Source organism: Mycobacterium sp. WUMAC-067 (assembly GCF_020217485.1).
Lineage (GTDB): Bacteria > Actinomycetota > Actinomycetes > Mycobacteriales > Mycobacteriaceae > Mycobacterium.
The window spans coordinates 1-1,034 of record NZ_JAEKMI010000153.1 but is presented as its reverse complement, the minus strand read 5'-3'; the positions used below and the strand labels follow the sequence as shown (position 1 = coordinate 1,034).

1 protein-coding gene is annotated in these 1,034 nt (G+C 66.2%); it reads right to left on the bottom strand.

Features of this window, described 5'->3' with window-relative positions; genetic code table 11:
* Positions 1 to 52 precede the first annotated feature (52 nt).
* Positions 53 to 751, bottom strand: a complete 699-nt coding sequence (locus JF781_RS27960; protein ID WP_225341357.1) for a hypothetical protein — start codon at positions 749 to 751, stop codon at positions 53 to 55.
* Between the last annotated feature and the right edge of the window lie 283 nt (positions 752 to 1,034).

The following is a 1,034-nucleotide window of genomic DNA, read 5'->3' as shown; positions in this document are numbered from 1 at the left end:
CCGGCAGACAACACACGATCGACCTGCGCCACATACGCACCAACCGACCCGGTCACGGGTAACCACCTCCCGTCGACGCCACATGCACATGGTCAAAGTGATTGGCGGTGATACCACCGCGGTCTCCCATGAGCTTCGGTCCGCCACCGCTGTCGATCTGCTGCCGCCAGATGGTGTGATCGACACCGAGGGATTCCCGGTTTGTCTGCAAGAACTCAACAACCCTGTTACCCAACGCAACACCGGCCGGGCTCGTCGGATTCGGGATCATGATGTCTAGCGCGAGCCCTTGCGGATGCCACTTCATCGAGTCCGGGCGGTAGCCACCGATCTCCTTGATCTCCGGGAACGCCGCCGACACAGCCCGATTGATACGGATCGTGTTGCGCTGCAACCGGTCCTCAGAGGCTTTCCCCGCTGGCAAGGGACCGTCGGCCAGAGCCCGGGCGGACGCGAGCTCTGACACCGTTCGCGCAGACCCGCCGTTGCGGCCGAGTGAGGTTAGGCCGGCAAGTGCGTTGAGGCCGGGGATACCACCACCACCGCCACCGGAGGGCATGCCGCCACCACCGAAGCTGGGCATCCCCATCCCGCCCAACATCCCGCCGCGGCCACCACCCATCGCCGACATCGACCGATAGGCCTGGGCCACCTGACGCAACCGCGCCGCCACCAACCTGTTCTGCGCCTTGGTCGCATCGATCTGCTGCTGCATCGCACCCAGGCGCTCATCCATCGTCGACACCATCAACCGGCTGCCCGCCGGCGTCCCGGTCGCCGGCGCAATCGCCGCCGCCTGAGACCGCGCAGAATCACGCACCCCCGACGCCCCACCACGACCCTGCTCACCCGCAGAACGCCCATCAGCCGCCGACGTGACATCCAACCCGCTCACACCAGACCAGCCCTGCCGATAACTCCCAGCAGCACCATCCACACCCGACTGCAACCGACCACCCGACGGAGCCCCCGGCACCACCGGACCACCACCATCAACCCGACCCGGACCACCAAACTCCGGAAACAACCCCACA